This window comes from Bacteroides sp., from assembly GCF_028690125.1.
Classification (GTDB): Bacteria; Bacteroidota; Bacteroidia; order Bacteroidales; family Bacteroidaceae; genus Bacteroides.
This window is the reverse complement of the sequence record NZ_JAQVBV010000085.1, coordinates 1-4,121: the sequence shown is the minus strand read 5'-3', so window position 1 is coordinate 4,121 and position 4,121 is coordinate 1. Positions and strand designations below refer to the sequence as shown.

Annotated in this window: 7 protein-coding genes and 1 pseudogene; 1 reads left to right on the top strand and 7 read right to left on the bottom strand. The window is 38.7% G+C overall.

Going from position 1 to position 4,121, the window contains the following annotated elements:
* A pseudogene (locus PHO71_RS24760) lies at positions 1 to 671 on the top strand (hypothetical protein); the annotation flags it as partial.
* Between the two features lie 38 nt (positions 672 to 709).
* Here PHO71_RS24760 and PHO71_RS24755 read toward each other — a convergent pair.
* The 7 genes from PHO71_RS24755 to PHO71_RS24725 form a co-directional block, all read right to left on the bottom strand.
* Entirely contained in the window at positions 710 to 1,192 is a 483-nt protein-coding gene (locus tag PHO71_RS24755) for a hypothetical protein (protein WP_300208814.1), read from the bottom strand.
* Complete coding sequence (locus PHO71_RS24750) at positions 1,192 to 1,689, bottom strand: hypothetical protein (RefSeq protein WP_300208812.1); 498 nt, start codon at positions 1,687 to 1,689, stop codon at positions 1,192 to 1,194. Before PHO71_RS24750 ends, PHO71_RS24755 begins: the two co-directional genes overlap by 1 nt.
* Positions 1,686 to 2,093 (bottom strand): hypothetical protein, encoded by a 408-nt coding sequence (locus tag PHO71_RS24745; protein WP_300208810.1) that lies wholly within the window; start codon positions 2,091 to 2,093, stop codon positions 1,686 to 1,688. The genes PHO71_RS24750 and PHO71_RS24745 overlap by 4 nt, the downstream gene beginning before the upstream one ends.
* A gap of 46 nt (positions 2,094 to 2,139) precedes the next feature.
* The gene (locus PHO71_RS24740; RefSeq protein ID WP_300208808.1) at positions 2,140 to 2,679 is read right to left on the bottom strand and encodes a hypothetical protein; all 540 of its coding nucleotides are present in this window, start codon (positions 2,677 to 2,679) and stop codon (positions 2,140 to 2,142) included.
* Entirely contained in the window at positions 2,676 to 3,179 is a 504-nt protein-coding gene (locus tag PHO71_RS24735; RefSeq protein ID WP_300208806.1) for a glycoside hydrolase family 73 protein, read from the bottom strand. The genes PHO71_RS24740 and PHO71_RS24735 overlap by 4 nt, the downstream gene beginning before the upstream one ends.
* Positions 3,176 to 3,691, bottom strand: coding sequence for a phage holin family protein (locus PHO71_RS24730; RefSeq protein WP_300208804.1), 516 nt, complete (start codon positions 3,689 to 3,691; stop codon positions 3,176 to 3,178). The genes PHO71_RS24735 and PHO71_RS24730 overlap by 4 nt, the downstream gene beginning before the upstream one ends.
* A 247-nt stretch (positions 3,692 to 3,938) precedes the next feature.
* A partial coding sequence (locus PHO71_RS24725) for a hypothetical protein (RefSeq protein ID WP_300208802.1) occupies positions 3,939 to 4,121 on the bottom strand: 183 nt, incomplete at its 5' end.

Genomic DNA, 4,121 nt, shown 5'->3' with positions numbered 1-4,121 from the left:
TATCGGACCCAGTATTACAGAAGATACTAGCCATACCAAAACTAACAGCATCCACTACTGAGTTCAAATATTACCTAGAGAATGCTGAGATTGGGTACAACTACCAGGAGAAAGAGATTATCATTTCAAATAGTGGTTACGACTATTCTTACGTGTACAATCTAACAAGCAAGCAATGGTGCAAACTATCATTAAAGATTACTTCATTCTTGAACTCATATCCACAATGCTTGGCCGTAGGCGATGGAAATGCCATATACGACATTCACAACGGACACAGAACAGTTAACGACATAGCTTTGATTACAAGGCCGGTAAAATTAGGTTCTTTAAGTCACAAGAGAATCATACAAGCAGCATTAAGGGGTGTTGTTAAACCATCACTATCTGAACTATACCTAAGAGGAGAAGCAGTATTGCTAAATGGCAATCCGCTAACCATGTTCAAAGAATGTGGATTCTATGTATTAGGAAGTAACGATTGTGAACACTATACACTGATAGCCGGGACTGAAAAGATAAACGACATAAGAGACCTTATCACAAAGATGAATAAAACAAAGGCATATAAGTACTTTGTGTTCTGTCTGGTTGGTGGAGTCAGAACGGATGTCGCTTTAAACTTCGTTGAACTTGTAGTTGCCGGAGCATTTGAGAATAGACTAAGATAAACAAAGAAGCCGGGATAAACACCCGGCTTACTTTTTAATTAAAATGGTTGCATCTTCCTTCTTACTGGCCCGTTCCTCTGATTAACTCTCTTGATTAAACCAGATACAGACCTTTTCATTTCATCCTCATATATGCCGGCCTCATTCTTCTTTGTCATAACACACCACCTAAATAAAGTGTAGTTTATCATGTAATCTTTAATAGACTCCAGTAACATTTGGTTCTTATCGAATCCGGCAGGAAGGTCTAATGTATATACAAACTTGCTTAACAATTCATCCTCCACAATAGAATCCCCCTCAGAATACTCTGCTGTTTTCAGATAAGGGGTAAGAATATCAATAACCCTTGCAGCTGATGTTTGTATAAACTTATTCAGAATATCATCATCAGAGTCATTTGCTTGCGTAAGCACAGCCACACTATCCCCGCCCTCTTTTGCATACTCACCAAAGTAGTGCGCCTGCAGTTTAACACCATGAAGAATGGTTTCCCTAAGTATTTCAAGAGTAACTAACATTATGGCAATGGATTACGTTTAACCGGTTTCTTTCTACCATTTAGATGTTTCTTTAAATCATTCTCCGTCAGAGAACAGTTATCGAAACACACCTTAGCCTCATTGGGATTAACCAACAGATACCATTCGTACAACGACCAATTAATAATGTAGTCTTGCATTCCTTCCATAATAAACGGTTTTCTTGAACCATCAAACGTCACAGGAGCATCCACATTCATTACTACCGTAGTAGAAACAGTTCCGGGAGCCGTTACCTTTTCCCCGGATGTTACGGCAACCTCAGATAAGAGAGTTCCAACAACACCGGCAATACGTGCGCATGCTTTGTCTATGAATCTGTTTAAAACATCATCATTATCATCACTGGCTTGCATCTTTGAATACACACCATTTGCATCATCTTGCTCTTTTCTGGAATCTCCGGAATAGAAAGCGTGTAGTTTGATTTGCTTGAGAAGATCTTCTCTTACAAACTCGAAAGTAATTTTATTCATACTGGTTTCATTCTTAAATTAAACATTCTCTTTATATTCATAATTTGCTGAACACTAGTCTTGTCATGCACACTCGAGTCAAGATGATTTACATCAAACCATTTTGCGCACACCCTTGAAACAAGGAACATCTTTATTGACTTCTCCAAACCAACCATTCCGGGAACATCAACGTTAGACGGAAGAGTAAAGCTGAATGTCTGGTTTTCATACGAAGAGCTGTATTTCTTAAATTCATCCAACAACTCCGTAACAGAGTCATCGAATAGCACATTAATAAGGTCCGCATCATCTGCCGAAGCAGACAATGTATCAAACTTATCTGAATTTCTAGCTTGATAGGTAGTAATCCTATAAACATCCGTTAGGATAGACTCTTTAGATATGGTTGCATTTTGTGTCATAGTGTAAATGTATATTTATTAGTATTATAGCATCATCTGTAAATTGCTAAAACTTATAGTTTATTCCAACCTCATAGCCAGAATCATACTTGAAACGCTGATACTGAATATCAATACCTAAATCATGGTAGTAAACACCGGCACCCACACCTACTATACCGAATGAAGAGTAGGACGTACGAACGTAAGGAGTGAAAACATCCTTCTTTTGTATTGTAGTAACCTTCTGGATAGGCACAAACTCGTAGCTCAATGCATTTCGTTTATTATACTGGACCTCCGAATTTAGCGTTAGTGTTCCATACTCATTGTCAAAAAGCAAATCACTATACTTCCTCAATAGCTGGTATTCCTCTATGATTTTAGCAGAATCCACCACTTGAACCACTATATTATCCAGATACACCGTATCTCTTACCGGTAGTGTAGGATTCAATGGCTTCACCTCTTCAACAATCGTATGCAAAGCGTTCCCACTCTCCGGCTTCTGGCGAACGTATTCAGTATTTTCTACAGTAGTGGTCAGCCTTCCTACATAAAGGCCAACCACAAGGCTGATAACAGCTATTATCAATTGTCTTTTCATTCTATGTACTTGCTTATCTTGTTTATGATAGAAGTCATAACGGGAAGATAGTTTGTGGCAGTTGCATATTTGCCACCAACGTTATCTACAAGCCTTTTGGTAAACTCGATCGGGTCCTTTCTATAAGGCCAGGCATCCGAGAAATGCGGCTTCTGCAGTATGGCCAGATGGTCACGCAAACAATCCTCCAGAGAGTTATACACCCTAAAATGACGGTAAACTTTATATTTGTACAGCCGTTCATTTACCTTACTAACAGACATAACTCTTTCCGGCAATTTAAAGGATATGTTTGGCCGGCTAAAATACTCCGTAGTCAACACCAGTTCCACCGGACCGTTCCATGAAGAACCTTTTGTTATCCCGAATAGATTGTTTCCAATACCAGACTTCCCCCACCCCGATTCTAACGCTGCCTGCGCTGCAACAAACAACGGGTCAATATCACTCACATTCTTTGCAGCATTATACACCCAAAGGGCAAATTCCTTGTTTGTCATTTCATACCAATTTTTGATTTAAACACCTTCTGCAAATCTTTGAGAACTTTCAATATCCGGAAGTTATACCCCAGACGTTCCAGATTTTCATCTATTGACTCTGCCTCCCAGAAGCAGATGTGAAACATCACATAAATTTTAATCAGTAAAAGTGCCGTAGAAGCAGACTCAATTCCCTTGCTTTCCGCTACAAGTGAGCTAAGAATAGAGATAAGTGTAATATACACACCCAACTTAATAACCCACCTTAAACCTTTCTTAGACCGTTTAGGAATACCCTCTTTTGCAGCAGCTTTCAATCCTGTAATGTAGTCTGCAATCATGATAACGAAAAGCAAGATTGTGAAGAGAACATTAACTCCCATAATCTCCTCTGATAAGAACTGAAATGCGCCAGTAACTACCGACACACAAGTACATATAAGACTCCATAATCCGGCCAACTGTACTTTAGGGTCGTCTGCATTCAGCATAGGCTTGATAAAAGCCAATTGTTCAAATACATCTTTCATTTTTTTGTAGCTTTATAATTAATACTTTCACGAGTATAATTCTAAAGCACACACCAGTATGCTCGTAAATAATAATAAGAACAAAAACGGCCTCACCGTTTTAATTGCGGGGCCGTTTAAACTTAGACTATTCCCAATACACTATACAATGCGTTGTGGTGAATAAGATAACTTAGAGTAAAGATATTTAAATCAAATCTAAGAGATTGAGGGTATGCTAGTTTCAACACACCCTCATAATATCTCATCATCCCATTTTGACAATTTCAATAAGATTTATAGCAGGACGAGAATACAATCCCCTAGTATTCCACAAATACAGTTCTACATTGCCGGTTGATTCTGTTCCCACAACTATATCAATCTCCGCATTAAACTGCTTATTATTTACCCCAGTGAAGCCAGAAGCGCCTACATTTACAGGGGTTCC